The organism is Kribbella sp. NPDC003505, from assembly GCF_040610875.1.
Classification (GTDB): Bacteria; Actinomycetota; Actinomycetes; order Propionibacteriales; family Kribbellaceae; genus Kribbella.
On sequence record NZ_JBEXNA010000016.1, the window covers coordinates 135,490 to 160,100 of the forward strand.

Annotated in this window: 32 protein-coding genes; 13 read left to right on the forward strand and 19 right to left on the reverse strand. The window is 69.4% G+C overall.

Annotated elements, in window-relative coordinates; translation table 11 throughout:
• Nucleotides 1-3: 3 nt before the first annotated feature.
• Complete coding sequence (locus tag ABZX12_RS38930) at nucleotides 4-366, reverse strand: helix-turn-helix domain-containing protein (RefSeq protein WP_355700486.1); 363 nt, start codon at nucleotides 364-366, stop codon at nucleotides 4-6.
• Nucleotides 367-443: 77 nt separating this feature from the next.
• Here ABZX12_RS38930 and ABZX12_RS38935 point away from each other — a divergent pair, with 77 nt between their 5' ends.
• Nucleotides 444-1,052 carry an NAD(P)H-binding protein gene (locus tag ABZX12_RS38935; protein ID WP_355700487.1) on the forward strand — a complete coding sequence of 203 codons (609 nt, stop codon included), beginning with the start codon at nucleotides 444-446 and terminating at the stop codon, nucleotides 1,050-1,052.
• Here ABZX12_RS38935 and ABZX12_RS38940 read toward each other — a convergent pair.
• The 10 genes from ABZX12_RS38940 to ABZX12_RS38985 form a co-directional block, all read right to left on the reverse strand.
• Nucleotides 1,036-2,157, reverse strand: a complete 1,122-nt coding sequence (locus ABZX12_RS38940; RefSeq protein ID WP_355700488.1) for an aromatic ring-hydroxylating dioxygenase subunit alpha — start codon at nucleotides 2,155-2,157, stop codon at nucleotides 1,036-1,038. The two genes, ABZX12_RS38935 and ABZX12_RS38940, sit on opposite strands and share 17 nt — an antisense overlap.
• Nucleotides 2,158-2,197: 40 nt before the next feature.
• A complete protein-coding gene (locus ABZX12_RS38945) occupies nucleotides 2,198-2,608 on the reverse strand; it encodes a PPOX class F420-dependent oxidoreductase (protein WP_355700489.1) in 411 nt (136 codons plus the stop codon).
• Between the two features lie 14 nt (nucleotides 2,609-2,622).
• Nucleotides 2,623-3,072 carry an SRPBCC domain-containing protein gene (locus ABZX12_RS38950; RefSeq protein ID WP_355700490.1) on the reverse strand — a complete coding sequence of 150 codons (450 nt, stop codon included), beginning with the start codon at nucleotides 3,070-3,072 and terminating at the stop codon, nucleotides 2,623-2,625.
• A complete protein-coding gene (locus tag ABZX12_RS38955) occupies nucleotides 3,069-3,419 on the reverse strand; it encodes a metalloregulator ArsR/SmtB family transcription factor (RefSeq protein ID WP_355700491.1) in 351 nt (116 codons plus the stop codon). Before ABZX12_RS38955 ends, ABZX12_RS38950 begins: the two co-directional genes overlap by 4 nt.
• Before the next feature lie 40 nt (nucleotides 3,420-3,459).
• The gene (locus ABZX12_RS38960; RefSeq protein WP_355700492.1) at nucleotides 3,460-4,653 is read right to left on the reverse strand and encodes a glycoside hydrolase family 64 protein; all 1,194 of its coding nucleotides are present in this window, start codon (nucleotides 4,651-4,653) and stop codon (nucleotides 3,460-3,462) included.
• Nucleotides 4,654-4,847: 194 nt separating this feature from the next.
• Nucleotides 4,848-5,441: a DinB family protein gene (locus ABZX12_RS38965; protein ID WP_355700493.1), complete on the reverse strand. Its 594-nt coding sequence runs from the start codon at nucleotides 5,439-5,441 to the stop codon at nucleotides 4,848-4,850.
• A 47-nt stretch (nucleotides 5,442-5,488) separates the two neighbouring features.
• A complete protein-coding gene (locus ABZX12_RS38970) occupies nucleotides 5,489-6,658 on the reverse strand; it encodes a DNA recombination protein RmuC (RefSeq protein WP_355700494.1) in 1,170 nt (389 codons plus the stop codon).
• A 93-nt stretch (nucleotides 6,659-6,751) separates the two neighbouring features.
• Complete coding sequence (locus tag ABZX12_RS38975) at nucleotides 6,752-7,723, reverse strand: methyltransferase (RefSeq protein ID WP_355700495.1); 972 nt, start codon at nucleotides 7,721-7,723, stop codon at nucleotides 6,752-6,754.
• Nucleotides 7,724-7,754: 31 nt separating this feature from the next.
• Nucleotides 7,755-8,522 (reverse strand): polysaccharide deacetylase family protein, encoded by a 768-nt coding sequence (locus ABZX12_RS38980; protein ID WP_355700496.1) that lies wholly within the window; start codon nucleotides 8,520-8,522, stop codon nucleotides 7,755-7,757.
• Between the two features lie 75 nt (nucleotides 8,523-8,597).
• The gene (locus tag ABZX12_RS38985; protein WP_355700497.1) at nucleotides 8,598-9,464 is read right to left on the reverse strand and encodes a DUF817 domain-containing protein; all 867 of its coding nucleotides are present in this window, start codon (nucleotides 9,462-9,464) and stop codon (nucleotides 8,598-8,600) included.
• Nucleotides 9,465-9,531: 67 nt separating this feature from the next.
• Here ABZX12_RS38985 and ABZX12_RS38990 point away from each other — a divergent pair, with 67 nt between their 5' ends.
• Nucleotides 9,532-10,053, forward strand: coding sequence for a GNAT family N-acetyltransferase (locus ABZX12_RS38990; protein WP_355700498.1), 522 nt, complete (start codon nucleotides 9,532-9,534; stop codon nucleotides 10,051-10,053).
• A 44-nt stretch (nucleotides 10,054-10,097) separates the two neighbouring features.
• Complete coding sequence (ychF, locus tag ABZX12_RS38995) at nucleotides 10,098-11,174, forward strand: redox-regulated ATPase YchF (RefSeq protein WP_355700499.1); 1,077 nt, start codon at nucleotides 10,098-10,100, stop codon at nucleotides 11,172-11,174.
• On the opposite strand, the gene ABZX12_RS39000 is transcribed toward ychF, so the two are convergent.
• Nucleotides 11,171-11,437, reverse strand: coding sequence for a helix-turn-helix transcriptional regulator (locus ABZX12_RS39000; RefSeq protein WP_355700500.1), 267 nt, complete (start codon nucleotides 11,435-11,437; stop codon nucleotides 11,171-11,173). The genes ychF and ABZX12_RS39000 overlap by 4 nt on opposite strands.
• Before the next feature lie 45 nt (nucleotides 11,438-11,482).
• Here ABZX12_RS39000 and map point away from each other — a divergent pair, with 45 nt between their 5' ends.
• Together map and ABZX12_RS39010 are read left to right on the forward strand one after the other, a co-directional pair.
• Entirely contained in the window at nucleotides 11,483-12,256 is a 774-nt protein-coding gene (gene map, locus ABZX12_RS39005) for a type I methionyl aminopeptidase (RefSeq protein WP_355700501.1), read from the forward strand.
• Nucleotides 12,256-12,615 carry a hypothetical protein gene (locus tag ABZX12_RS39010; protein ID WP_355700502.1) on the forward strand — a complete coding sequence of 120 codons (360 nt, stop codon included), beginning with the start codon at nucleotides 12,256-12,258 and terminating at the stop codon, nucleotides 12,613-12,615. Before map ends, ABZX12_RS39010 begins: the two co-directional genes overlap by 1 nt.
• A gap of 82 nt (nucleotides 12,616-12,697) precedes the next feature.
• On the opposite strand, the gene ABZX12_RS39015 is transcribed toward ABZX12_RS39010, so the two are convergent.
• A complete protein-coding gene (locus ABZX12_RS39015; protein ID WP_355700503.1) occupies nucleotides 12,698-13,750 on the reverse strand; it encodes a WYL domain-containing protein in 1,053 nt (350 codons plus the stop codon).
• A gap of 62 nt (nucleotides 13,751-13,812) precedes the next feature.
• On the opposite strand from ABZX12_RS39015, the gene ABZX12_RS39020 reads away from it, so the two are divergent.
• Genes ABZX12_RS39020 through ABZX12_RS39030 form a run of 3 tightly spaced genes read left to right on the forward strand, consistent with a single transcriptional unit; the run spans nucleotide 13,813 to nucleotide 16,315 of the window.
• Nucleotides 13,813-14,781 carry an ATP-binding cassette domain-containing protein gene (locus ABZX12_RS39020; RefSeq protein ID WP_355700504.1) on the forward strand — a complete coding sequence of 323 codons (969 nt, stop codon included), beginning with the start codon at nucleotides 13,813-13,815 and terminating at the stop codon, nucleotides 14,779-14,781.
• The gene (locus tag ABZX12_RS39025; protein ID WP_355700505.1) at nucleotides 14,778-15,533 is read left to right on the forward strand and encodes an ABC-2 family transporter protein; all 756 of its coding nucleotides are present in this window, start codon (nucleotides 14,778-14,780) and stop codon (nucleotides 15,531-15,533) included. Before ABZX12_RS39020 ends, ABZX12_RS39025 begins: the two co-directional genes overlap by 4 nt.
• On the forward strand, nucleotides 15,530-16,315 hold the full coding sequence (locus tag ABZX12_RS39030) for an ABC-2 family transporter protein (RefSeq protein WP_355700506.1): 786 nt from the start codon (nucleotides 15,530-15,532) through the stop codon (nucleotides 16,313-16,315). Before ABZX12_RS39025 ends, ABZX12_RS39030 begins: the two co-directional genes overlap by 4 nt.
• A gap of 106 nt (nucleotides 16,316-16,421) precedes the next feature.
• Here the strand turns inward: ABZX12_RS39030 and ABZX12_RS39035 are convergent, their stop codons facing one another.
• Together ABZX12_RS39035 and ABZX12_RS39040 are read right to left on the reverse strand one after the other, a co-directional pair.
• Nucleotides 16,422-17,309: an aminoglycoside phosphotransferase family protein gene (locus ABZX12_RS39035; RefSeq protein ID WP_355700518.1), complete on the reverse strand. Its 888-nt coding sequence runs from the start codon at nucleotides 17,307-17,309 to the stop codon at nucleotides 16,422-16,424.
• A gap of 80 nt (nucleotides 17,310-17,389) precedes the next feature.
• A complete protein-coding gene (locus ABZX12_RS39040; protein ID WP_355700507.1) occupies nucleotides 17,390-18,040 on the reverse strand; it encodes a LysE family translocator in 651 nt (216 codons plus the stop codon).
• A gap of 146 nt (nucleotides 18,041-18,186) precedes the next feature.
• Between ABZX12_RS39040 and ABZX12_RS39045 the strand changes: the two genes are divergently transcribed.
• Entirely contained in the window at nucleotides 18,187-18,363 is a 177-nt protein-coding gene (locus ABZX12_RS39045; protein ID WP_355476862.1) for a DUF5302 domain-containing protein, read from the forward strand.
• A gap of 64 nt (nucleotides 18,364-18,427) precedes the next feature.
• Here ABZX12_RS39045 and ABZX12_RS39050 read toward each other — a convergent pair whose 3' ends face one another.
• From ABZX12_RS39050 to ABZX12_RS39060, 3 genes are read right to left on the reverse strand one after another with little or no spacing between them, the layout of a single operon-like run.
• A complete protein-coding gene (locus tag ABZX12_RS39050) occupies nucleotides 18,428-18,844 on the reverse strand; it encodes an SRPBCC domain-containing protein (RefSeq protein ID WP_355700508.1) in 417 nt (138 codons plus the stop codon).
• A complete protein-coding gene (locus tag ABZX12_RS39055) occupies nucleotides 18,834-19,151 on the reverse strand; it encodes a metalloregulator ArsR/SmtB family transcription factor (protein WP_355700509.1) in 318 nt (105 codons plus the stop codon). Before ABZX12_RS39055 ends, ABZX12_RS39050 begins: the two co-directional genes overlap by 11 nt.
• Nucleotides 19,145-19,897 carry a class I SAM-dependent methyltransferase gene (locus ABZX12_RS39060; protein WP_355700510.1) on the reverse strand — a complete coding sequence of 251 codons (753 nt, stop codon included), beginning with the start codon at nucleotides 19,895-19,897 and terminating at the stop codon, nucleotides 19,145-19,147. Before ABZX12_RS39060 ends, ABZX12_RS39055 begins: the two co-directional genes overlap by 7 nt.
• Between ABZX12_RS39060 and ABZX12_RS39065 the strand changes: the two genes are divergently transcribed.
• From ABZX12_RS39065 to ABZX12_RS39080, 4 genes are all read left to right on the forward strand, one after another.
• The gene (locus ABZX12_RS39065; protein WP_355700511.1) at nucleotides 19,879-20,166 is read left to right on the forward strand and encodes a helix-turn-helix transcriptional regulator; all 288 of its coding nucleotides are present in this window, start codon (nucleotides 19,879-19,881) and stop codon (nucleotides 20,164-20,166) included. The two genes, ABZX12_RS39060 and ABZX12_RS39065, sit on opposite strands and share 19 nt — an antisense overlap.
• Before the next feature lie 9 nt (nucleotides 20,167-20,175).
• A complete protein-coding gene (locus tag ABZX12_RS39070) occupies nucleotides 20,176-21,357 on the forward strand; it encodes a cytochrome P450 (RefSeq protein WP_355700512.1) in 1,182 nt (393 codons plus the stop codon).
• A gap of 97 nt (nucleotides 21,358-21,454) precedes the next feature.
• Nucleotides 21,455-22,084, forward strand: coding sequence for a DedA family protein (locus ABZX12_RS39075; protein ID WP_355700513.1), 630 nt, complete (start codon nucleotides 21,455-21,457; stop codon nucleotides 22,082-22,084).
• Between the two features lie 75 nt (nucleotides 22,085-22,159).
• Complete coding sequence (locus ABZX12_RS39080) at nucleotides 22,160-23,395, forward strand: hypothetical protein (protein ID WP_355700514.1); 1,236 nt, start codon at nucleotides 22,160-22,162, stop codon at nucleotides 23,393-23,395.
• Here the strand turns inward: ABZX12_RS39080 and ABZX12_RS39085 are convergent.
• Entirely contained in the window at nucleotides 23,390-24,214 is an 825-nt protein-coding gene (locus ABZX12_RS39085; protein ID WP_355700515.1) for an acyltransferase domain-containing protein, read from the reverse strand. The genes ABZX12_RS39080 and ABZX12_RS39085 overlap by 6 nt on opposite strands.
• Between the last annotated feature and the right edge of the window lie 397 nt (nucleotides 24,215-24,611).

Sequence of the window (24,611 nt, forward strand, 5' to 3'; positions counted from 1 at the left end):
ATCTCAGGCGGACTCGTCGTACCGCTGCTGGGCCTTGGTGATCGCGGGCATGTGCGTCTCGGCCCAGTCCGTGACGGCGGCGATCGGTGCGGTCAGGGAGGCGCCCATCGGGGTCAGCGTGTAGACCACGCGCGGCGGGATCTCCGGGTAGACCTCGCGGGTGATCAGGCCGTCGCGCTCCATCCGGCGCAGGGTCTGGGTGAGGACCTTCGGCGCGACCCGGCCGATGCCGTCGCGGAGCTCGGTGAACCGCAGCGGGCCGGCGCGCAGGCTCAGCACCACGAGCACCGTCCACTTGTCGCCGATCCGGTCCAGGATCGCGCGGGTCGGGCAGTTCGGGTCGAACGCGTTGCCTTTGGTTACCACAAGGTACTTATAGCACGTTGAAGTAGCCAGTTACCAATGGATACCGTTGGCCGCAGGTCAACGGACAAGGAGCAGAGATGAAGATCGCGGTGTTCGGCGCGAGTGGGATGGTCGGCAGCCGGGTAGCGGCCGAGGCGGTGAGTCGCGGTCACGAGGTGGCCGGCGTCACGCGCTCGGGCGGCGAGGTGCCGGACGGCGTCCGCGCGGTGCAGGCGAGCGCGAACGACGTGGCCGCGGCCAAGGAGCTGGCGGCGGACTCGGATGTGCTGGTCGCGGCGATCGGGCCGAGCCGGACCGGCGGCGACCACCAGGACTACCTGGACGCGGTCGACAACCTGATCGCCGCGGTGCGGGGGACGGCGACCCGGCTGCTCGTCGTCGGCGGCGCCGGCAGCCTGGTTGTCGACGGCAACCGGGTGGTGGACGGGCCGGACTTCCCGGCCGAGTACAAGGGCGAGTCGCTGACCGTCTCGCGGGCACTCGAGAACCTGCGCGCCAGCGACGTGAACTGGACCATGCTCTCCCCGGCGTTCGTGATCGCCCCGGGCGAACGCACCGGCGTCTTCCGGCTCGGCCAGGACGAGCCGGTCGGTGACCACATCTCCGCCGAGGACTACGCCGTCGCCCTGGTCGACGAGGCCGAGACCGCGGCCCACAACCAGCGCCGTTTCACGCTGGGCTACTGAGCGACTTGCCGAGGTATCCGCGGGCGAGCATCGTCACCCATTGGTAGACGGCGTCCTCCGCGGGCGCCAGCGGTCCGGGACGGAAGTGCGGGGACTCCGCGCCGCGCTGCACCGACGCGCAGGCGGCCCAGTCCTCGCGGTTGGTGATGTCCCAGAACTCCACGGCGTACGACGGATCGCGCACCTCGGGCCGGAAGTACCACGAGCACTCGATCGCGGTCAGGCCCGGTGCGCGCGGCTCGAGCCGATGGGTCATGACGTAGTCGGGGTGCAGTGAGATCAGCAGGTTCGGGAACAGCCCGAGGTAGTTGACCTGCCGCGGGTTGACCCCGTCGATCGGTACCCCGAGCGACCGGCCGTCGAGCGACATCGTCTCGGCGTCCGGTCGCAGGTCCATCAGCCCGCCGACCCACGCGCCGGGCAGGTTCCAGTTGTCGCCCGACGTCGGCGGCGACACCTTGCACAGCTCGGGATGGATCAGCGGGCAGTGGTAGCACTCGTGGTAGTTCTCCACGATGGTCTTCCAGTTCGCCGCCACGTCGTACGCGTGCCGCGCCTTCAGGACCAGGGTTTCCGGCGCGTACGGCGCCACGAGGTCGGTGATCCCGCCGAGATGGTCCGCGAACGACGCCGCCGTACCGGTCGCGTTCACGAACAGCCAGCCGTGCCACACCTCGGTCGGCAGCTCGACCAGACCATACGGTTCGGTGTCGAAGGCGTCGCCCATCCGGGGCGCGGCCTTCACCGAGCCGTCCAGCTCGTACGACCAGCCGTGGTACGGACACACCAGGGCGGGCCGGCTGCCCGACTCCGCGCGCTGCAGCAGCTCGTGTCCGCGATGCCTGCACACGTTGGCGAACGCCCGCGGCACGTCCCCGAACGTGATGACGGTCGCGATGTCGCCGACGGTCACCTCGCGGTACGTCGTACCGTCGGAGAGTTCGTCGACGCGGCCGAGGCAGGTCCAGGTGCCGGCGAAGAAGTGCCGGCGTTCCCAGGCGAGCACCTCCGGATCGACGTACGCCGCCCGCGGCAGCATGACGGACTCGCCATGCGGCCGCAGCGAGGCTTCCAGGGCGCGCGCGTCGAGGGGAGGATTCGCCATTCCCCAACTATCGAGCGTGTTCGACGTAGTTGCCCAGTGATCAGTCGGAGAAGGTGCCGACCAGCCGCTGCGGGGTGATGCGGACGACCATCCGCACCACCTCCGGTGGCAGCTCCAGGTACTCGGCTCCGGAGCCAGGGCCCTCGTACTGCTCGGCCAGCGTGACGGCCAGCCTCCGGCCGGGATCCTCGGCCACCGTCGCGGTACCGCGCACCTCCAGGTACCGCAACGGGTTGGAGCGGTCGTAGACCGTCAGGCTGACCCGGCCGTCGCGCTGCATGTTGGTGACCTTGCGGCGGCCGGCTGCTGATGAGATCAGCAGGTCGTCACCGTCCCGGCCGACCCAGACGACGGAAGTCTGGGGACTGCCGTCAGGATTCAGCGTGGCCAGTACGCCGGGATTCACGTCGTCCAGGAGCCGGTGAGCGGCGTCGTTCAACTTGATGGTCACGCGGGCGACTCTAGCTAGCGTGCGTGTTCGACGTACTTGCCCAGTACGTAGTCCCAGCCGGTGTCGTAGCTGAGTCGTGCCCGGCCGCCGTCGCCACGGCGCTCCCAGCCCGAGTGAACGAGCTGGACCTGGGTGCCCTCGTCGGTCGCCTCGAATGTCACGGTGACCTGCCCGGCTTCCGACGGATCCTGGCCGGGATGCCAGCTGAAGGTCAGCGAGGCCGGCGGCTCCCAGTGCGACAGCGTGCCCCAGGTCGCGATCTCGCCGTCGGCGCCGTATTCGACGATGCGCCCGCCGACGGCGCCTTCCAGCCGGACCTCGTTCGCCGCCGCCGCGCCGACGGAGTGGCTGAACAGCGGCCACCACGCCGACGTCTCCGCGGTGAACGCCTCGAACGCCCGGTCCACCCCGACCGGCACGACGACGGTCTTCACCAGTGGTGAGATGTCTTGTTCCACAGTCATTCCCGTTCCTCCTCGGTCCGCTTGACCGTCCGCTGCACATGCTCGGCGTACGCCTGCAATGCGTCGCCCCAGAACCGGTCGAGCCAGCTGCGCAGCTCGTCGAGACCCGCCTGGTGAACCCTGTAGATGTTCCGGGTCCCGCGCGACTCGTGCTGCACCAGACCGACCGCGCCGAGCACCTTCAGGTGCTGCGAGATCGCGGGCCGGCTGACGGGCACGCGCTCGGCCAGTACGCCGACCGAGCACGGCCCGCCGGTGCGCAGCGTCTCGAGGATCACCCGGCGCGTCGGGTCGCCGAGCGCGTCCAGCACCGGTCCGGCGGCTTCGAGTGATCCGTAAGTTCCCACGAACGGTAAGTTGCCACTAACCAAGGAAGGAGTCAAGCCTTCAGCTGAACGGATCGAGGATCAGTCCGGCCTGTTGCGGGTTCCCGTCGTGGACCAGCGCCTCGTGGTTGCCGACGTCGTCGAAGGCGAACCCGTACGCGTGGCCGTCGGCCATCTGGGCGTGGATGATCTTCGAGTACTGGTTGGTGACCGCGTCCTGGTAGAAGTTCGCGTCGTTCGGATCCGGCTGGTTCGGGTTCGTCAGCAGGGTGGAGCGGTTGTAGCCCGCGCAGAGAGTGCGGGAGATCGGGCCGCGGACCTGGTCGTTCGGTGCGTCGAGCAACTTGAAGCAGCCGAACACGCTGGCCGAGTCGGGCTTCTGGAACGACGTGACGACGGCGCCGGAGCTGTTCGTGAAGTTCATGACGCCGCCGGACACGCGACCGAAGTACTTGGTGTCGGGCTGGTCGCCGAACGGCGTGACCGTCAGCGTCTCCGAGCTGTACTTCGACCACACGCGATTGATGTAGTCGTCCATCGTGCTCGCCGGCAGCGCCCCGGTCTCGACGCCGTACAGCGGGGAGAGCGCGCGGAGGACCGAGCCGTCGGGCGCCGTCTGGAGCAGGCCACCCCAGCCGCCCGCGCTGTTGCGGAGCGTGGTGTAGACGGCGTTGTAGCCGCCGGGCTTGAGGTGGCCGGTGGTCTTCGTGGTCCCGTCGGCGCCCTGCACGCTGACGGCGTACGGGGCGGAGACCATGTCGACCTGCGTACTGTTGATCCACAGGCCGCCGTCGTTGAGCGTGTACTCCGACCAGTGGAACAGGATGTTCCGGTTCGGGTCGCTCGGGTTCTGTACGGCGGGCTGGACCAGGCCGCCCGTGGTGAGTTTGAAGACGAGTTTCTGGCCGTAGGAGAAGTAGACGCGGCCGGAGAACTTCGGCATCTGGATCGTTGTCGACTGGCCGTTGGCCGGGCCCTGGATCGAGGCGTCCGGCGCCGGGGTCGGCGGGTCGCCGCCGGCCGGCCACGCGTGGAAGGCGCCGGACGCGTCGGCCCAGCCCTGCTGGCCGGTGGCCAGGTTCGTGCCCAGGTTGTAGATGTAGACCGGGTCGCCACGACCCGAGTTGTTCGTGATCGTCAGCGGGATCGTCGCCGGCACAGCCGCGTCGGCCGGCCGGTCCGGGACCGCCGAAAGCGCCCCGGCCACAGCCACTGCGGCCGCGACGACACCCAGCACTCTGCTTCTGAAGCGCATCTCGTTTCTCCTCACGTCGCCTGAGAGAGCGCTCTCATCGTTCCGTGAGGAGACCACCGACTGTCAACAGCTCGCTACTGTCGGCTTTCCGACAGGGTGGGCGCGGATCGCCGGGCCATCACAATCGCCGGGTAGGCGGGGTGCCGCGCTCAGATGCGCCGAGTGGGAGCGCTTGGGATGGCCTGCAGATCCGCTCAAGACTGCGGGATTCCCTCGCCGGTGAGGCCGTCGATTGATTCGCGGATCAGGTCGGCGTGGCCGGTGTGGCGGGCGTACTCCTCGATCAGGTCGACGAGGATGTAGCGCAGGCTCGGTGATGCACCGCCGCGGCCCTTCCAGTTCGCGAGCTGGTCCACACCGCCGACGGCGAGAACCTCGGCGACCGCGGCGCGGGAGCGGGCGACGGCTGCCTCCCAGAGCGCCATCAGTTCCTCGGGGGAGTCGTCGGCCGCGCTGCCCCACTCCCAGTCCGGGTCCGCGTCCCAGTCGACCGTGTCCCACGGCGCCCCGAGCTCCTTGCCGAGCAGCCGGCGGGTGAAGTAGTCGTCCTCGACCAGCGCCAGGTGCTTGAGCAGCCCGCCGAGCGTCACCGTCGACGGCGGGTGCTGTTTCTTCAGACCGGCAGCGTCCAGCCCCCCGCACTTCCACGCGAACGTCCGGCGGTTGCGCTCGAGCGCCCCGAGCAACGTGTCCGTCTCGCTCCCGGCGACAGGCGGTTCCGTGAGCGGCTCGGTCTGCGGCTCGGTCAGTGGTGCGGTGCGGGCCTCGGTCAGGGATGCGTCGTCCATGGCGTGCACGGTAATCCACGTTCCGGACGATCGCCGTCCGGAACCTCTCAGCCGGCCTGCGTCGGCGGCCACCTCCTGGTCGTCGGCGAGTCGTCGAGCGCCACGAACTCGGGCGCGGTGAGCGGACGCACGGACGCCTCGATCGACTCCATCGCGGTCAGCTCGGCCTCGGTGACGTGCAGGTCGCGGAGTTTCCGCGCGGTGATGAACACCCGGCGCTCGAACGAGCCGACCGTCCCGTTGTAGGCCTCGACCGCGGATGTCAGCGAGCGCCCGACCCGCCCGAGATGGTCGCCCATCGTGCCGAGCCGCTCGTACAGCTCGCGGCCGAGCTCGAAGACCTGCTGGGCGGACTCGGTCAGCGCCGACTGGTTCCACGCGTACGCCGCCGCGCGCAGGGTGGCGATCAGCGTCGTCGGCGTCGCGAGGATCACCCGGCGCTCGGCGGCATACTCGAGCAGGGTCGGCTCGATGTCGAGCGCCGCGGACAGGAACGACTCGCCCGGCACGAACAGGATGACGAACTCCGGCGACGGCGACAGCCGGGTCCAGTACGCCTTCGAGGCCAGCTGGTCCACGTGCGTGCGCAGGTGCCGGGCGTGCGCCCGCAGCCGGTCCTCGCGATACGCCGCGTCGTCGGACTCGCTCGCGTCCAGGAACGCCGCCAGCGGCACCTTCGAGTCGACGACCAGGTTCTTGCCCTCGGCAAGTCTCACGACGAGGTCCGGCCGCAGCACGCCGTCCTCGCCGAACGTCGTCGTCTGCTCGGTGAAGTCGCAGTGCGCAACCATCCCGGCGAGCTCGACGGTCCGGCGCAGGTGCAGCTCGCCCCACCGGCCGCGCACCTGCGGCTTGCGCAGCGCGGTCGACAGCGACGCCGTCTCGCGGCGCAGCGCCTCGCCGCTCATCCGCACCTCGTTCACCTGCTGATGCAGCTGGCTCTGCCACGCCGCGCGGCCCTGCTCGAGCTGGTTCAGCTGCGCGTGCAGGCGATCGAGGGCTTCCTTGACGACGGCCTGCCCGCCCATCTGCTGCCCGACGCTGGTCCGCTCCTGGGTCAGCTCGACGACCCGGTCCTCGGCCGCGTCACGCTCGGCGGTGATCCGCGCCAGCGCGGCGCCGTCCCGCCCGCGCACCCACAGCACGCCGAACACAGCACCGAGCAGCAGCCCCACCACGAGGAAGAGCAGGATCAGCAACACCGTCGTACCCGTCATGTCACAGATAGTGCCGAACGCCGCCGACAGTTTTCGGCAGATCGCGCCCGGAGTTCCGGGAAAGTGCCGGAAGGAGTCCGGTTCGGTTCCGGATCAGCGAGCGGCGGCCTCGATCACGAACGTCGTGCTCGCGGTGGCGACGGTACCGATTAGTTCCAGGCCGGCGGCCGCGAGCAGCGCGGCGTACTCGTCCGTCGTACGCTCGCGGCCGCCGGTCATGATCAGCATGTTCAGGTCGGAGAACGCCGTCCGCACCGGATCCGGCGAGCGGTCCAGCAACTGCTCGACGAGCAGCACCCGGCCCTCGGCGGGCAGCGCGTCCCGGCAGTTGCGCAGGATCGCGATCGACTCGGTGTCCGCCCAGTCGTGGATCACCGACTTCAGCACCAACGCGTCCCCGGCCGGAACGCTGTCGAAGAAGTCGCCGCCGGTCACCTGGAACCGGTCGGTCGAGGCCCCCGCCACGACCTCGGGCTGGTCGAAGAGCACGCCCTTGACCGCCGGGTAGCGCTCGAGGATCCCGAGCAGCAACCGGCCGTGCCCACCGCCGACGTCCACCACGGTGCCGTAGCGGCCGAAGTCGTACGCCGCGACGACCGCGTCGGTCACCGCGTCCGCCATCGACGTCATCGCCGCGTCGAACGCGTCCTGTTCCTCGGGATGCCTGGCGCGGTACTCCCACACCGGCTCGCCGTGCACGATCGAGAATGCCGTCTCCCCGGAGCGAACGCTCTGCTCCAGGGCGGCTTGCGTCTGCCAGTAGGAGCCCGTCCCGATGAACCGCGCCCATCCGGCGACCGAGCGTGGCGCGTCGACCCGCAGTGCCGCGCCGAGCTCGGTGTTCGCGAACGTGCCGCCGTCGTCCGTGTAGAGGCCGAGCGCGGTCAGCGCGCGCATGAGCCGGGCCAGCGACGGTACGTCGGTGCCGGTCGACTGCGCGAGCTCGGACAAGGTCTGCGGGCTGGTGGCGAGCACGTCGCTGATCCCCAGCCGGGCGGCGACCGAGATTGCCTGCGACACCTGGTACCCGCCGATCAGGCCGAGCAACTCCCGGGAAGCATCCATGGCCCATGGTGCACCCGAGAGCGCCTGGCGGTCAGCAGTTCATCGCGGGGAACGAGTAGCCCTGCGCCTTGAGCAGCGGGAGGACCTGGTCCAGGGCGGCGACGGTCTGCGCGCGGTTGCCGCCGCCGTCGTGCATCAGGATGATGTTGTGGTTGTGCGCGTGGGTGAGGATGTTGTGCACGATCGCGTTCGTCCCCGGCCGGGCCCAGTCGCGCGGATCGACGTCCCACAGCACCTGGACCATGCCGGCCGCCAAGATGTCGGCGCGGACCTTCGGGTTCGAGGCGCCGTACGGCGGGCGGAAGCAGGTCGAATCCGGCCCGTCGAAGATCTCGTGGTGCCGCCTCGCGGGCGAGACCGCGGTCAGCTGGGCATGCGTGATCGAGTGGCTGCCGATCGTGTTGCCGGCAGCAAGCACCTGCTCGCGCAGCCCAGGGTGCGCGGTCTGCATCGAGCCGAGCTCGAAGAACGTCGCGTGTGCCCCGTGCTTGGCCAGGACCTGCAGGACCTTCGGGGTCCAGACCGGATCCGGCCCGTCGTCGAAACTCAGGAACAAGACCTTCTTGTTGCCGGTGGCAAGCGCTGCGGTCGGGTCCGGCGCCGGCTTGCGTGGCTTCGACGGCGGGGCGTTCAGTGTCGGCGTCTCGGTCGGTGTCGGGACCGGGGTCGTCGTGGTCTGCGTGGTGGCTGCGGCCGGTCGAGGTTGGTCTTCGTGCCCGAGTGCCAGGACCAGCAACGAACCGGCGACGACGACCAGCGCCACTCCGGTCGCGACGAATGCTGCGAACTTCCGGGACATGACTTTCCCCTTGCAGATCAGGCGGATCTTCCCCAGCTGCGCCCCCTCAGGCGCCCTCACACAAGGGAAGACGCCTTACTCTTCAGGCTGGTTGGCGCTGCTGTGTTGCGGTGAGATCTCGACTGTCGCGGCGCCGCCGCGGTGGTACAGCCGGCCCTCCAGTGACTTCACGCTGGCGACCAGCACGAAGCTCATGCTGACCAGCAACGACCACGCGCCGAACTTCGCCGGATGCACGAGCCGCCACACACTCACCTGGTCCGGATAGTTCCACGCGTCGAGGAACGTGCCGAAGTTCTCCGCGATCCACAGGAAGAACCCGATCAGCGCGAACGACAACGCCAGCGGCATCCGGTACCGGCGGACGCCGACGGTGAAGAAGACCCAGGTACGACGCAGCACGACGAGCAGCGCGAGCGTGATCGGGATCCGCAGGTCGGGGATCCAGTGATGGGTGAAGAAGTTCGCGTAGATCAGCACCGCGCCGATCGTGGTCAGCACCGGGCGGTAGTTGCTGACCCGCAGGTCGAAGCGCCGCCACGCCTGGCAGATGTAGCTGCCGACCGCGCCGTACATGAACCCGGCGAACAGCGGCACCCCCGCGAACTTCGTCACCGCGTCACCCGGGTACTGCCAGGAGCCGACCCGGACCTTGAACAGCTCCAGCCCGAGCCCGACCAGGTGGAAGCCGAAGATCACCGCCACCTCGCGCCACGTCTCCAGCCGCACCAGCCAGAACAGAAGCGTCAGGCCGAGGCAGTAGATCAGCAGGGCGTCGTACCGGGCGATCGGCAGGTCGACGTACTTCGAGATCGCCAGCCCGGCGAACAGGAACGCCGGGAACAGGCACGACACCAGCTCCAGCCACCCGAAGCGCAGGAACTGCAGGCATCCGAACACGAAGCGTGAGGGCAGTCCGATCCGGTCGGTCCATGTGGTCACAGACTGGAGACGTTGCTTGCGATCGCCTGGTTGGGCCGAATATGAACAGGCTTGGGAGGTGGCGGGGATGGTGGTGTTCGAGACGGACCGGGTGCTGGTGCGCGACTGGTCGGAGGCCGACGGCGACCGCGTGTTCGACATCTACCGGCGCTGGGAGGTGTCCCGGTGGCTGGGCGCCGAGCCGCGGGTGATGAGCGACCGCGGGGCCGCGTCGAAGGCCATCCAGCGGTGGAACGAGCGCAGCCGCGAGGCGCCGTACGGCGTCTGGGCGGTGGAGGAGCGGGCCACCGGGACGATCGCGGGGACCGTCCTGCTGGCGCCGCTGCCCGAGCCGTCGGACGGGACCGCGGGCCGCGGCGAGGTCGAGGTCGGCTGGCACCTGCACCCGGACGCGTGGGGCCGCGGGCTGGCGACCGAGTCCGCGCGGGGCGCGATCGAGCACGGGTTCACGGCCGGGATCGGCCAGATCTACGCGGTCGTCCGCCCGGACAACGTCGCCTCGCTGGCGGTCTGCAACCGGCTCGGCATGCGCCCGATCGGCCGCACGCACCGCTGGTACGGCGCCTCGCTGGAGGCCTTCCTCATCTAGCCGGATTGGGGTAGTTGGGGTTCCCCCGCGTAACCTTGACGCCCGTGGCACTCACCATCGGAATCGTCGGGCTCCCGAACGCGGGCAAGTCCACCCTGTTCAACGCGCTGACCAAGAACGACGTGCTCGCCGCGAACTACCCGTTCGCGACCATCGAGCCCAACGTCGGCGTGGTCGGCGTCCCGGACCCGCGGCTGGCCAAGCTCGCCGAGCTGTTCAGTTCGCAGAAGGTGATTCCCGCCACCGTGCAGTTCGTCGACATCGCCGGCATCGTCCGCGGCGCGTCGGAGGGTGAAGGGCTGGGCAACAAGTTCCTCAGCCACATCCGCGAGTCCGACGCGATCTGCCAGGTGACCCGGGTGTTCCGCGACGACGACGTCACGCACGTCGACGGCAAGGTCTCGCCGGCCGACGACATCTCCACCATCCAGACCGAGCTGATCCTCGCCGATTTGCAGACCGTCGAGAAGGCGATCCCGCGGCTGGAGAAGGAAGCCCGGCTGAAGAAGGAGAGCGCCGTCGTCCTGGAGGCGGTCCGGGAGGCGCAGAAGCACCTCGAGGCCGGGACGCCGATCATCGCCACCGACGTGGACCGGGACGCGATCCGCGAGCTGATGCTGATGACCGCCAAGCCGTACCTGTACGTGTTCAACTGCGACGCCGACGAGCTGGCCGACGAGGACCTCAAGCAGAAGATGCGGGAGCTGGTCGCGCCCGCCGAGGCGATCTTCCTGGACGCCAAGTTCGAGGCCGAGCTGGTCGAGCTCGGCGACGAGGACGAGGCCCGCGAGATGCTGTCCGAGATGGGTATCGACGAGCCCGGTCTCGACGTCCTCGCCCGGGTCGGGTTCGACACCCTCGGCCTGCAGACCTACCTGACCGCGGGCCCGAAGGAGTCCCGCGCCTGGACGATCAAGCGCGGCGCCACCGCCCCCGAGGCCGCCGGTGTCATCCACACCGACTTCCAGCGCGGCTTCATCAAGGCCGAGATCGTCTCCTACGACGACCTCATGGACGCCGGCTCGATGACCGCCGCCCGCTCCGCCGGCAAGGTCCGCATGGAAGGCAAGGACTACGTCATGCAGGACGGCGACGTGGTGGAGTTCCGCTTCAACGTCTAGGAGACGAGGCGGTTCTGCTCGGGCTGGTTGACCTCGGACCAGAGGGTGTCGAGGGACAGGCCGAGGACGTCGGCGATCGCGGCGATGGTGGGGAAGGCTGGGGTGGCGACCCGGCCGGACTCGATCTTGCGGAGGGTTTCGGGAGAGACGCCGGCGTCGAGGGCGGTCTGGAGCATCGAGCGGGTGCCGCGGGCGCGGCGGAGCAGCGCGCCGAGGCGTTCGCCGCGCTCGACTTCTGCGGGGGTGAGCGGCAGCCTGACCATGGTCCGATGATAGTACCGGGATAGTTTGGCCGGTATAGTTATTGCATGATCGAGATCTTGGACAGCCGGCAGTTGGCGCAGGCCAAGGAGACCGGCGCGCTGGTCGGCGGCATCCTGCAGACGTTGAAGAGCCGGACCGCCGTCGGGACCAACCTGCTGGACATCGACCAGTGGACGAAGGGCCTGATCGCGGACGCCGGCGCGCAGTCCTGCTACGTCGACTACGAGGCGTCGTTCGGGCGCGGGCCGTTCGGTCACTACATCTGTACGGCGGTCAACGACGCCGTGCTGCACGGGAAACCGTCCGACTACCGGCTCGCCGACGGTGACCTGCTGACGCTCGACCTCGCCGTGCTGCTGGGCGGCGTGGCGGCGGACGCGGCGATCAGCTTCGTGGTGGGCGAGGCCAAGGCGCCGGCGGATCTGGCGATGATCGACGCGACCGAGCGCGCCCTCGCCGCGGGGATCGCCGCCGCCGTGCCCGACGCCCGGATCGGCGACATCTCGCGGGCGATCGGGGACGTGCTGAGCAAGGCCGGCTATCCGATCAACACCGACTTCGGCGGTCACGGCATCGGGTCGACGATGCACCAGGACCCGCACGTCTCGAACACGGGTCGCCCCGGCCGCGGCTACAAACTCCGCCCCGGCCTGCTGCTCGCCCTGGAGCCCTGGGTCATGCAGGACACCGCCGACCTGGTCACCGACGAGGACGGCTGGACCCTCCGCAGCGTCACCGGCTGCCGCACCGCCCACACCGAACACACCATCGCCATCACGCCTGACGGGCCGGAGATCCTCACGAAGCCGAGTGCCTGATGCTCACGCCGATCCTCGCGACGTCCGACCCGTACTCAGCCGCGGACGAGTTCGTCGCCAACGGCTGGACCCTTGCGTACGCGACGCCGAGGGAGTCCGGCGACCCGCTCGCGGTGGTGGAGCTGCACGGTGGTCAGATCATGCTCGGTGTGGACTCGGAGCAGTTCCTGCCTGTTGCGGCCCGGGACCTTCGCGGAGCGGGCGTGCAGTTTTACGTCGAAGTGCCGGTCGAAGCGATCGAGAAGGTTCACGCGGCGCATCGGGAGGCGGGGCCGATCGAGCAGCGGCCTTGGGGTGTGCGGTCGTTCGTGGTGCGCCTCGCCTCGTACAACTTCATGATCGCCACCGCGCAGGGCTAGGGCATGTCTGATAATCCAGCGCCTACTGCGGGGCACTCGGCACGGCATCTCCTCGCGACGGCGCTGGATTATCAGACATGCCCTAGTGGGAGTCGGCCACTAGGCGGGCGGCCTCTCGGACCATCGTGATGAGTTCCGAGGGTGCGACGACCTGGGCGGCGCCGGCTTGCGCGAGGACGGCGGCGCAGGCCTCGTGGGGGTTTTCGAGGTCGGTGTGGATGATCCACCAGTTGTTCTCGGCGGGGTGCATCGGTTGGAGGGTGCGGAAGCGGCGGACGGCGTGGTCGCGGACCTTCAGGACAATCGGGTACGACGGGCGTGAGGCCTGGAACTCGCGCTGCGCCCGGGCCCAGTACGTCGCCAGGTCGAAATCGGCCGGCCGCGTGAAGGTGTCGTCGGTGAGCTCGGCCGAGGTCAGGCGCGACAGGCGGTAGGTGCGCAGCCGGCCGTCGGTGCGGGCGGCGACCAGGTACCAAGTACGCGCCTTCGCCACCAGCCCGAGCGGCGCCACGACGAACGGCCCACGCCGCCGGCCCCCGGCATCGAGCACCCCGGCAGTGCCGTCGTCCGACGATGCGCCGTTGTCTGCCGCCGCGGTGTCGCCGGGCGCTGTCGCACTGCCTGTCGCTGTGGTGTCGGCGGGCGGCGGGGATGGTTCGCCGTACGTGATCTTCAGGTGGCGTTCTTCCCAGACGGCTTGGCGGCAGAGGTCCAGCCAGCGGGGGGTTTCGCGGCGGTCGTCCCAGCCGGCGTGGTCGATGAGGAGACGTTGGCGGGCGTACTCGGCCTCGCGCCGGGTGCCGTCGGGCAGGGACGAGATCAGCTTGGTCACGGCGAGTTCGCTGGAGGCGTCGAGGCCGAGGTCGGCGAGGACGTGGGCGGTCGCGCCGACGAACACCGACATGACCTCCGACGGCGTCAGCCCGGTCAGCCGGCTGCGGTAGTCCGGGAGCACCGTCCACCCGCCGCCCCGGCCGCGGATCGAGTACACCGGCACCCCGGCGAGGCTGAGCGCGTCCAGGTCGCGCTGGACCGTCCGTGGTGACACCTCGAGCGCGGCGGCCAGTTGCGCCACCGTCGACCGGCCGCGTGTCTGCAGGTGCAGCAGCAGTCGGAGGAGCCGCTCGGCGCGCATCCTTCGACTATCTCAGGAAAACAAGCCATCAGCTGTCGTCTTTGCTTCCTACGGTCGGGCCCATGAGTGCAGTCGAGGTGGAGAACCTCTCGATGTCCTACCAGGCCCCGGTGCGCAAAGGCGGGCTCCGCGCGGCCCTCGGATCGCTGGTGCGCCGCGAGTACAAGACCGTCCAGGCCCTCGATCAGGTGTCGTTCACGATTGCCCCGGGGGAGGTCACCGGGTTCATCGGGCCGAACGGCGCCGGCAAGACCACGACGATGAAGATCCTGTCCGGGATCCTCTACCCGACCGGCGGCGAGGTCCGGGTCCTCGATCATGTCCCGTGGCAGCGCCGCGCCGCCTTCCTGAAGCGGATCGCGTTCGTTCGCGGCAGTCAGCCGGTCGGCGGCTCGCAGGAGCTGACCGTGATGGACTCCCTGGAGTACCAGCGTTTGCTGTACGACGTGCCGCGCGCGACGTTCCGCCGTACCCTCGCCGAACTCGAAGCTTTGCTCGACCTGGAGCCCCTGCTGGAGCGCCAACTCCGCGCGCTCAGTCTCGGCGAGCGGATGCGCGTCGGGCTCGCGACGGCGCTGATCTACCGCCCCGAGGTGCTGTTCCTCGACGAGCCGACGATCGGCCTCGACGTCAGCGCCGCGAGCCTGATCCGCGAGTTCGTGCGCGACTACGTCGAGCAGACCGGAGCGACCGTGCTGCTGACCAGCCACTACATGGCCGACGTCGCGTCGCTGTGTCCGCGGCTGATCCTGATCGACCACGGGCAGGTCCAGTACGACGGCCCGCTGGCGGAACTCTCGGCGCGCCTGTCGCCGTACAAGCTGATCCGGATCTCCGCGGCGGAGGATCCGTCGGCGTTCGCGGAGGTGGTCGAGAAGGCCGAAGGTCAGTGGGTCCTGCGGGTGCCGCGGGACGAGGTCGCGGGCACGACTGCGCGGTTGCTGCAGGCGCTGGAGGTGGTGGATCTCGCGGTGGAGGAGCCGCCGCTGGAGAAGGTCATCGACCAGGCGTACCGGGAAGGGCTGCGATGAGAACCGCCGTACTGCTGGGGTTCCGGCTCCGCCAAGAGGTGCTGGAGTGGTCCGGCGCGTGGTGGTTTTTGCTGACGCTCGTCGTGCAGGCGGTCGTCGCGCCGCTGATCGGGTTGTTCGTGTGGTCGGCGGTCTCTCCGGACGATCCGGCGATCGGGCGGTACTACACCGCGGTGATCCTGGTGACGCTGATGACCGAGTCGTTCGAGCAGCACACGTTTTCCGAGCGGATCTACAACGGCACGCTCAGCCACGAGTTGCTCCGGCCGCAGCCGGTGGTGGTCGGCGTGATCGGGACGAACCTGGCGATCCGCGCCTGGCTGACGGTGCTCGGCGCACCGATCGTGCTGCTCACCGGGATCGCCCTACAGATCGGCTTCGACTGGTCGGCCGTGCTGCGGAGTGCGCCGTACCTCGTGCTCGCCGCGGTCCTCGTCTTCCTCTGGACATTCCTGTTGTCGCTGACCGCGTTCTGGACGGATCGGGTGCATGCCGTGGTCGGGTTCGGCAGCCAGTTGGTGTTCTTGTTCGGGGGTACGGCGGCGCCGATCGCGCTGCTGCCGGACGGGTTGCGCCGGGTCGCGGAGGTGCTGCCGTTCTACGGGATGATCGGTCTGCCGGCAGAGATCGCCGCCGGGACCCGAGCTGGTGGATCGCTGGTCTACCAGCTGGCGTGGGTGGTCCTCCTCGTCGGCGTGGTCGCGGTCCTGTGGCGGGCCGGCGTCCGGCGGTACACGGCGGTGGGCTCGTGAAGCCCCTTCGTCTGCTGGCGGCAGGCTTCTCGATGTCGCTGCGCCGAAGCCTGGCGTTCCGCGTCAACCTCGGCTTCGACGTGCTACTCGCGTTCACCGGCCTGGGTACGGCGATCGCGGCCGTGCTGATCGTGTTCACCCGGGCCGACACGCTGGCGGGCTGGTCGAAGGCGGAGTTCCTGGTGCTGATCGGGACGTATCAGCTGATCACCGGTCTGCGGACGACGTTCATCGATCCGAACCTGTCATGGTTCCCCGAGTCCGGCATCCGCAACGGGAAGCTGGACGGCTATCTGTTGCAGCCGGCGTCGAGCCTGTTCCTGTCCAGCTTGTCGCAGTCGTCGCCGCTGCAGCTGATTCAGGTGGTGCTCGGGGTCGCTGTGCTGGGTTGGGGGATCGGAGTCGCGGATCGGCCGCCCAGTGCGGGTGGCGTGGCTGCTTGGCTGGTGCTAGTGATGGCCGGGGTCGTGGTGACGTGGGCGTTGAGCGTGTTGCTGGCGTGCTTGGCGTTCTGGGCGCCGAAGCTGCAGCTGGACGTCTTCTACCATTCGGCCTGGCAACTGGGCCGCTACCCGACCGACGTCTTCGCCCGCCCGCTCCGCGTCCTCCTCACCTACGTCTTCCCGATGGCGCTGATCGCGAGCGTTCCCTCGACCGCACTGCTCCACGACGCCCAACTCCCGACAATCCTCGCCGGCGTCGCCGCGGCAGCCGGCACCGGCGCGCTGGCATTCCTGACCTGGCAAGCAGGCCTGCGGCGCTATACCGGCGCGACGTCGTGACGCTCTCGACAGGACGTGTTCCTCGATTCGGCGGTGAGTCGGCGTCGGCTCAGGCGTGCGGGCGGATATACGTACAGACGTACGTCCTGTCGAGAGTGCTCTCGCGCTAGGCCGCCTCGAGTAGGGCGGTCAGGGTGTGGTGGGCGGTGCGGGACATGACGGGGTTGGTGTCGACGTAGTACCAGAGGCAGCCGATGGCCTGGGCGAACGACCAGCCCATGCCACGGCGCCACTCGTCGTCGTCGCTGCCGAGTGCCGTGCGGAACGCCGCGCGGGCGGTGGGATCGAAGAGGTTCCACGCGGGCTGCAGATCCATCGCCGGATCCGAGACCGTGAACATGCCGACGTCGATGACGCCGGCCAGCCGGCCGTTCGCGGCGAGCAGGTTGCCCGGCATCAGGTCGCGGTGCGTCCAGGCGTCCGGTTCGGTGCGCGGCGTCGTCCGCAGGTCGGCCCACAGCTTGGTGAGCGCGTCCACGTCGATCATCCCGCGACTGCGCTCCAGGCAGTCCGCGACCCATTCGTCCTGTGACGTCAGCACCCCTCCGCGCCCCGGCCCCGTGAACACCCGTCCCTCGGTCGGCTGCGCCCGCAGCGCGAGCACGAACCGCGCGAGATCCTCGGCGAAGGCGGACGACCCGGCGACGTCGGCGTCGTACGCGATCGTGCCGTCGACCCAGGTCTGCACGGCCCAGGGCAGCGGATACCCGGCGGTGGGTTCGCCGATCGCGACCGGCTCCGGCGTCGGGTACGGCGACATCGCGTGCAGTCGCCGCGCGGCCTCGGCCTCGCCTTCGAGCTCCCGCCGGAGGTCTGCCGCGTCACCGGGCTGGATGGGCAAGCGCGCCGCCAGGCCGTCACCGATCCGGAACACCGCGTTGACCGTCCCGTGCGAAGGAACGGCGCGCACCGCGAGGCCGCTCCAGTCCGGGAACTGCTCCTTGACGAGCCCTTCGACCAGCTCGACCGTCACATCCAGTTGTCCCTCGTGCATCACGCCCAGAAGTATCCGGGAGCTCCCGGAGCCCCGCACACGATTTAGACCAAGGCTGCAGGGGCGTGGGCCGGACAGCTTCAGTGTGTCGGCAGCGGGCGGGCGCGATCGGTGGCCAGCCGGATCGCGAAGACCGCGAGGGCGGTCCCGGTCAGGTAGCGGTGGATACGCATCCAGGTCGGGCGGCGGGACAGGAAGACGGCGACCGATCCGGCCGTGATCACGAAGACGGCGTTCATCACCACGCCGACGGTGAGCTGGCCGAGGCCGAGGATCAGGCTCTGCAGGCCGAGGTGCCCGCGGGACGGGTCGAGGAACTGGGGCAGCAGCGAAATGTAGAGGATCGCGATCTTCGGGTTCAGCAGGCAGGTGAGCAATCCCATGCCGAACAGCTTGCGCGGGCGGTCCGGCTCGAGCTCCTGGGTCGCGAACACCGACGTACCGCCCGGGCGGAAGGCCTGCCAGGCGAGCCACAGCAGGTACGCCGCGCCGGCCAGCTTGAGCGCCACGTAGATCTCGGGAACCAGCGCGAACAGTGTGGCGAGGCCGGCGCTTGCCGCCAGCAAGTACGTCAGGAAGCCGAGCCCGACGCCGGCCAGCGAGATCAGCCCGGCGCGGCGGCCCTGCGCGATCGAGCGCGAGATCAGGTAGATCATGTTCGGTCCCGGCACGATCACCAGGCCCAGCTCGACCAGGGCGATCCCGAGCAGTGCCTCACTACTGACCAGCATTCCGTGTCCCTCCCTCGGCGTCCTCACGAACCTAACAGCGCCGCCGGGGGCGCCCTGGAGGATTTCCGCGAACTGGTATTCCACTCGCACCCACGCTCACCCTCGGTTAGCGTGGGTGCGTACGCCTACGGTTTGAAGGAGACGGTATGAGCGACAAGTCCAGCGAGCCGGCGGACGATCTGCAGAAGAAGTTTCGGGAAGCGCTCGAGAAGAAGAACGCGGGCAACCATTCGCACCCTGGTAGCGGGGTCCGGGGCCAGGGCGTCGGCGAAGCGCACAACGACAAGCAGAAGCGCCAGTTCCGGCGCAAGTCCGGCAGCTGAGTAACCGCCAAACTGTCCATCCATCCGCATGAGCCCCGGGTTGCCGCCCGGGGCTCGACTCTTGTCAGACCCGAACGCCGAGGACGGCGGCCAGGCGCTCCACCTGCGGGTCCCAGCCCATCCGGTGGTTCGCGGCGTCCTCGGCCGTCGCGAAGCCGGTGTGGCTGAGCACCATCCGGGTGCCGTCGGCGACCTCGGTGAGCTCGACCTCGACCCGGGTCGGCTCGTCGTCGGTGCCGTCCCACTTCCAGCTGAAGACCAGCCGGTGCGGCGGATCCACCTCGAGGTACGTGCCCCGCACCACGTGCGGACCCATCTCCACGACGTACGAGCCGCCGGCCCGGACGTCGGCGTCGACCTTCAGCTCGAGCTTGGGGTTCGGGCAGTACCACCGGACCAGCACCTCGGCCCGCGTCCAGGCGTCGTACACCCTGCCGATCGTTGCCGGAAGCACTCTTTCGATCCGGATCTCAGTGTCCATCGCCGTCCCCTCGCAGAAGCTCTTCCAGCCGGTCAACGGTGCTGTTCCAGTACGTCGTGAGGTCGCCGAGCCACTGCCCCACCTCCGCGAACGCCTCGGGCCGCAGCGAGCACACCACGGTCCGGCCGACCCGCCGCCGGCTCACGAGGCCGGCGTCGACCAGCACCCCCACGTGCTTGGTCATCGCCGGCGCGGTGAGCCGGTGCGGCTCGGCGAGCTCGCCCATCGTGGCGTCGCCCCGGCTCAGGCGGCCGACCACGGCCAGCCGGGTCGGGTCCGCAAGCGCTCCGAAGGTCCTACTCAGCACACGCGATACTTCACCAACTGGTGAACTGTTCTGTCAAGGGCGGACCTCGAACACCAGGTTGAACGGCGTCTGCGCGACGGTGCGGAACCGGCTGAAACCGGCCGCCTTGGTGACGTCCTGGATCCGGGCCGGGCCGGCCTGGGTACCGAGTGCGAGACCCCACCGGCTGCGACAGCGAGGCCGGCGTCCTGGTGGTAGTCCGAGCCGGCGAACGTGGACCGCGGGAACGCCTCGGCCATCAGGATCGTGGACGCGCCGTGCCCGCAACCGATGTCGGCCACCTTCGCGCCGCGCTGCAGCTTGTCCACCACGCCGTCGAGCGCGGGCAGCCAACTGGGCAGCAGGTTCGCGTTGTACGACGGCCGGAAGAACCGCTCGCACCCGACGTATACGTCGGAGGTGTGCTCGTGCCAGCCCACGCCGGCGCCGCTGCGAGCCGCCTCGATCGTCTCCGTGGTGTGTTGCACGGTGCCGAGCGCGATCTGGAAGAAGCCGGGCAGGTACGCCGGGCTCGTCGGATCGGTCAGCGCCACGGTCTGCTCCGGCGGCAACGTGAAGCGTCCGGTACTGGCGTCGTACTCGACGAACTCGCCGGCCGCCTGGGCCTTCAGCCACTCCCGCGTGTAGTGCTCGTCCGCTCGGCGAGCTCGGCCGGCTGGCTGGCGTACGGCGCGTTTCTGCCGCGGGTACGGCGGCGTGTGGACACTCGAACCAGCTGCGACTCGCAGTGGAGGGTTTCGACGCACTCGGTGCGCTGAAGTGGGCCGACGGGGCAGCGGCTGAGCTCAGGGCGACGGGGGAGACCGCGCGGCGTCGTGTGCCGAGCACGGCCGACGAGTTGACGCCGCAGGAGCGGCAGATCGCCGTACGGCTCGTGGACGGGAACAGCATCCGGGAGGCGGCGGCCCGGTTGTTCCTGAGCCCGAAGACCGTCGAGTACCAGCTGCGCAAGGTCTACGCGAAGCTCGGCATCCACTCCCGCACCGAACTGACCGAGGACCTCGGCCGAACGTAGGCTGGCCGCATGCGGCAGCCGTTCACGGAAACCAGCGGAATCGCCCGGCACTGGGGCTTCGAGGACCTGGCGGCCACGGGACCCGTGCAGCGCATGACGCTGTTCACCGGCGTACCGGTCCAGCTCGTCACGGGGTACGCCGAGACCCGCGAACTGCTCGCGCATCCGGACGTGGTGCGCTCGCCGATGGACGGCCCGCACCGCGACACCGTCATGGACGACCTGATCGCGCGCACCGAGCAGCACATGCTCGGCGCCAACCCGCCCGACCACACCCGGCTGCGCAAACTCGTCACCGCCGCTTTCACCCGGCGCCGGATCGAGGCGCTCGAGCCGCGGATCCGCGAGATCGCCGCCGGCCTGCTCGACGAGATGGCCGCCGCGACCGGCCCGGTCGACCTGGTGAACGCGTACAGCTACCCGCTGCCGATCACCGTGATCTGCGAGCTGATCGGCATCCCCGCGGTCCGGCGCGACGACTTCCGCCGCTGGTCGTCGGTGTTCGTGAACGCTGCCGTGTACACCGCGGAGGAGTACGTCGACGCGATCACGTCCATGCTCGGATTCGTCCACGAGCTGATCGTCCAGAAGCAGCAGGCGCCGACCGGCGACCTGCTGTCCGGCCTGATCGCGGTCCGCGACGGCGGCGACAAGCTCAGCGAGGACGAGCTGACCTCGATGGTGTTCCTGCTGCTCGCCGCCGGCCACGAGACGACGGTCAGCCTGATCACGAACGGAGTGCACGCTCTGCTCCGGCACCCCGACCAGCTCGAGCTGCTCGCGGCCGAGCCGGAGCGGCTGCCCGCGGCGGTCGAGGAACTGCTGCGGTACGACGGCCCGCTGCAGGCCGCGATCCCGTACATCGCCCAGGCCCCGATCGACATCGCGGGGACCCGGATCGAGGCCGGCGAGGTGATCGTGTTCGCGCTCCTCCCGGCCAACCGCGACGTCCGCAAGGTGGAGCGGCCGGACGAGCTCGACATCACCCGGGCGGACACCGCGCACCTCGCGTTCGGGCACGGCATCCACCACTGTCTCGGCGCCCCGCTGGCTCGGTTGGAGGGCCGGATCGCGCTCGGCATGCTGTTCGAGCGGTTCCCGCGGCTGCGGCTCGCCGTCCCCGCGCAGGATCCGCCGCGGCACCCGAGTCTGCTGATGAACGCAATCAGCGAGCTCCCTGTGCTGCTCTGACCGCAGTGAGTGGCGCAGCCTGAACATCGGATGAAGCGCAGCTGAATCACACCGATGGGATTGCGGCACTTTTGCCGATGGATGGCACACTGCCGGGGTGACAGAGTTCATGGAGGTCGCCCGGCACCTGCTCGGGATCGCTATGGCCTCGCATTGGCTGCTGCTCATCCTGTTCGCCGCTGCGGCGATCGACGCGGTGTTCCCGGTGGTCCCCAGCGAAGGCATGGTGATCACGGCCGGCATGGCCGCGGCCGCCGGTCACCAGAACCTGCTGCTCGTGATCACGGTCGCGATGGCCGGATCCGTGATCGGCGAATCAGTCTGCTACTTCCTGGGCCGCGGCTCCGGCCCGGCGCTGCACCGGTGGATGAAACGCCAGCAGCGCCGCCAGCAGCTCTACGAGAAGGTCTCGGCCGCGCTGCACTCGCGCGGCGGCCTGATCCTGATGACGGTGCGCTACATCCCCGGCGCCCGGATGGTCGCGACGCTGACGGCGGGCGCGACGCGGTACTCGTTCAAGAAGTTCATCGTCTTCACGTTCGCGGGCGTGACGGTCGCGTACACCTACGTCGCCCTGCTCGGGTATCTCGGTGGTGACGCGTTCGCGCACGACCAGCTGAAGGGGCTCGTGTTCAGCCTGAGCCTGGCCGGGGTGATCGGTCTGGTCATCGAGACCTCCCGCCGGATCGCGGTCCGGCGCCGCGCGGCGAAGATCACGGCCGCTTAACGATCCCGGCCCCGGTTTCCCCGCGGCCGCGTGTCCAACTCCAACCTCTGAAGGCTCTCGTGCGTCAGTAGAGCCGTGGTGAGGCCTGGGGCGAACCTCGCGGCCGCTGCGGTGGTCGTCGCGGCGGTCCTGGCCGGATGTGCCGACGTACCGCTGGAAGGCGCTCCCGCTCCCGGTGCGCCGACCTCAGAGAAGCCCACGCTCAAGCCGACTTCCAAGCCGTCGCACAAGCCCACCCCCGGGCCCAGCAGACCGTCCCCGTCGCCGTCCTCCTCCCCGTCGCCGAAGCCGTCGACGCCGGCGGCCACGCAGTCGACGCCGCCTCCGGCCGGGAACCTGCTCGCCGCCGCGCCGGTGACGCGTTCCTTCCCGGGCCGGCTCCCGGACGGCAAGCCGCCGCTGTTCGTCGTCGTCTCGTTCGACGGCGCGGGCGATCTGATGCTCTGGTCGCGCTGGCGCGCCGTCGCGAAGCAGGTCGACGCGCGGATGACGTTCTTCCTCTCCGGTCCGTACCTGTACCCCGGCGACCGGCGGAGCGACTACACGCCGCCGTACAAGAAGCCGGGCGCCTCGGACATCGGGTGGGGTGACACGGCCGGCATCCTCGGGCGGACCAAGGTGCTGCGCGAGGCGATCGCCGAGGGCCACGAGATCGGCACCCACGCGAACGGGCACTTCTGCGGCACGAACGGCATCGGCCGCTGGACCACCGCACAGTGGACCGCGGAGCTGGGCGCGTTCGACCGGATGGTGCGGACCGGGCCCTCACTGGCAGCCGGTAAGACCGTCGCGCCGCCGTTCGACCCGGCCACGGTGAAGGGTATGCGGACACCGTGCCTGGAGGGCGACCGGCCCGCGTACCGGCTCGCGATGGCGCAGCGCGGCATGCTGTACGACGCGTCCGCGCCCGGGTACATCGCCTGGCCGAAGAAGGCGAACGGGCTGTGGAACTTCCCGCTGGAGTCCGTCACGCTGGCCGGCACCAGCAAGAAGACCCTGACGATGGACTACAACCTGTGGTTCGCACAGACCCAGGCACGCAAGGCCCCGCTCGCCCAGGCGCCGGCGTTGAAGGCGCAGGTGCTCGCGACGTACCGGCAGGCGCTGGCGAAGTCACGCGCCAGCGGCAACCCGCCCCTGTTCCTCGGCAACCACTTCAACCGCTGGAACAACAGTGTGTACTCCGACGCGCTGACCACCTTCGTCATGGAGACGTGCAAGCAACCCGACGTACGCTGCGTCTCCAACATGGAGCTGGCGACCTGGCTGACGAAATACGGCGTACCGCGAGGGCCGCGCCAGCCGTCATAGGCGGAGGTAGCCGTAGCCGCTCTGCCAGGTGCCGCCGTTCTTGATGCGTTCGACGACGAGGCGCTGCAGGCGGGTGTCCTGGGGGAGGTCGTCCAGGTGGTCGGTGCCGTGGGTGCGGAAGGTGAAGAAGATCGCGCTGTCCTGGCTGTCGTTCGGGGTGCCGTACGGCGTGAAGCGGCGGCCGAACTTCACCGTGTTCGAGTCCTGCGGGAGATGGTCCAGCAGGTACGGATCGATCAGCCAGGACCACAAGTTCGCGGTCCGTACCGGGTACTCCGGGAAGTAGCGCGGGAAGAACTCGCGCGCCTGCTGGAGACTGTCGTCGACGAGCTCGGGCGTGAGCGGACCGGTCTCGGGGATGTGCACGCCGATGATCCACTCGCCGGGCTCGGTGCCGGGGACCGGCTTGTCGGCGGGGACCTGGTGCAGCAGGTACTGCAGCCGGCCGAGCGCGTAGATCTGACCGGTCCAGTGGATCGTCATCCACCAGTGCGTCTCCAGGCCGTAGTCGCCGTGGGTCCGCCGGTTCACCTTGATCTGCTGCCCGAGGTCGGCGAGCGTCGCCCAGCTGATGTCGTCCGGGATGCCGCGCTCGGCGTGGTACCGGCGAATGTCCGGGACGGTATCGAGGAACGCCTGGATCGAGTTCCGCGGGTCCTCGGGCATCCGGAACTCCGGTTCGCTGCCGAGCTTCCCGATCGCCCCCCGGATCTGGTCCGCGAGCTCCTTCACCGCCACCTGATCCGGCGAGAACGCCTCAGCCGCATCCCGATCCACGTCGGCGAACCCCAGCAGCCGATACACCTCGTCACTCGTCACTCGTCAACGGTAACCGATCCAGCCGAGCCAGAGACTTACCACCTGAACCCCGGACAACCAGTCGCGCAGCACTTGCTGCGGCCGCGGCCAGGCGGCCCAGGGAAGAGGTTGCTGTTCTGGGCCGAAGCAGCTACCACAGGAACAGCAAATCTCGCACTGCAGGGCGCCGCATCGCCGGCTTCGTTGGTGACTGCTGCGAGTAGCGGGTGGTCGGGCGCGCGCGTCCGTTCGACGGCGTCCGTGCGAGCTCCGACCAGAGTTGTGCGCAGGTGTTGGTGTGTGTGGGCCGGGGTGTTTGCTGGGTGTGGGCCCACGAAAAGCCCACAAAATAAGGGGATTCCGGCTCGGAAACTGTCGGTGGCGCCGTCTAGAGTCGGTGCCATGGAACTTCTGGGTG

Bases quoted from the DNA above. Each gene is read 5' to 3' on its own strand.
- ABZX12_RS38935 (WP_355700487.1), top strand. From the start codon at position 444: ATGAAGATCGCGGTGTTCGGCGCGAGTGGGATGGTCGGCAGCCGGGTA.
- ABZX12_RS39020 (WP_355700504.1), top strand. From the start codon at position 13,813: ATGAGTGCAGTCGAGGTGGAGAACCTCTCGATGTCCTACCAGGCCCCG.
- ABZX12_RS38990 (WP_355700498.1), top strand. From the start codon at position 9,532: ATGGTGGTGTTCGAGACGGACCGGGTGCTGGTGCGCGACTGGTCGGAG.
- ABZX12_RS38940 (WP_355700488.1), bottom strand. From the start codon at position 2,157: ATGGCGAATCCTCCCCTCGACGCGCGCGCCCTGGAAGCCTCGCTGCGG.
- ABZX12_RS39035 (WP_355700518.1), bottom strand. From the start codon at position 17,309: ATGCACGAGGGACAACTGGATGTGACGGTCGAGCTGGTCGAAGGGCTC.
- ABZX12_RS39010 (WP_355700502.1), top strand. From the start codon at position 12,256: ATGCTCACGCCGATCCTCGCGACGTCCGACCCGTACTCAGCCGCGGAC.
- ABZX12_RS39040 (WP_355700507.1), bottom strand. From the start codon at position 18,040: ATGCTGGTCAGTAGTGAGGCACTGCTCGGGATCGCCCTGGTCGAGCTG.
- ABZX12_RS38970 (WP_355700494.1), bottom strand. From the start codon at position 6,658: ATGACGGGTACGACGGTGTTGCTGATCCTGCTCTTCCTCGTGGTGGGG.
- map (WP_355700501.1), top strand. From the start codon at position 11,483: ATGATCGAGATCTTGGACAGCCGGCAGTTGGCGCAGGCCAAGGAGACC.
- ABZX12_RS39050 (WP_355700508.1), bottom strand. From the start codon at position 18,844: ATGGACACTGAGATCCGGATCGAAAGAGTGCTTCCGGCAACGATCGGC.
- ABZX12_RS38960 (WP_355700492.1), bottom strand. From the start codon at position 4,653: ATGCGCTTCAGAAGCAGAGTGCTGGGTGTCGTCGCGGCCGCAGTGGCT.
- ABZX12_RS38950 (WP_355700490.1), bottom strand. From the start codon at position 3,072: ATGACTGTGGAACAAGACATCTCACCACTGGTGAAGACCGTCGTCGTG.
- ABZX12_RS39070 (WP_355700512.1), top strand. From the start codon at position 20,176: ATGCGGCAGCCGTTCACGGAAACCAGCGGAATCGCCCGGCACTGGGGC.
- ABZX12_RS39015 (WP_355700503.1), bottom strand. From the start codon at position 13,750: ATGCGCGCCGAGCGGCTCCTCCGACTGCTGCTGCACCTGCAGACACGC.
- ABZX12_RS39045 (WP_355476862.1), top strand. From the start codon at position 18,187: ATGAGCGACAAGTCCAGCGAGCCGGCGGACGATCTGCAGAAGAAGTTT.
- ABZX12_RS38975 (WP_355700495.1), bottom strand. From the start codon at position 7,723: ATGGATGCTTCCCGGGAGTTGCTCGGCCTGATCGGCGGGTACCAGGTG.
- ABZX12_RS39000 (WP_355700500.1), bottom strand. From the start codon at position 11,437: ATGGTCAGGCTGCCGCTCACCCCCGCAGAAGTCGAGCGCGGCGAACGC.
- ABZX12_RS39025 (WP_355700505.1), top strand. From the start codon at position 14,778: ATGAGAACCGCCGTACTGCTGGGGTTCCGGCTCCGCCAAGAGGTGCTG.
- ABZX12_RS38980 (WP_355700496.1), bottom strand. From the start codon at position 8,522: ATGTCCCGGAAGTTCGCAGCATTCGTCGCGACCGGAGTGGCGCTGGTC.
- ABZX12_RS38965 (WP_355700493.1), bottom strand. From the start codon at position 5,441: ATGGACGACGCATCCCTGACCGAGGCCCGCACCGCACCACTGACCGAG.